The organism is Neobacillus cucumis (assembly GCF_023715505.1).
Map to the genome: position 1 here is coordinate 1 of NZ_JAMBOH010000166.1, position 255 is coordinate 255.

Annotated in this window: 1 protein-coding gene; it reads right to left on the reverse strand. The window is 40.0% G+C overall.

Going from position 1 to position 255, the window contains the following annotated elements:
* A partial coding sequence (locus M3226_RS31965; protein WP_251573461.1) for a reverse transcriptase domain-containing protein occupies positions 1–255 on the reverse strand: 255 nt, incomplete at both ends.

Below are 255 nucleotides of genomic sequence, written 5' to 3' on the forward strand. Positions count from 1 at the left end.
ACTGATGTGGTCTACATCCTACACCTTTGGAGGTGCTGTGTATGCAGAAACCTAGGAATTTTAACTTAGTAGGAGACCCCACCTTACTCTTAGTTCGGTTAACAGTTAATTTTAGCTCTTGCTCGAGATATTTTGTGATACTTTTAATTACCCGGTGACCTGCTCGTTCACTTTTAACGTAAATGCTAAAATCGTCCGCAAAACGGACGAATTTATGTCCACGTTTCTCCAATTCCTTATCCAGTTGGTTTAAGT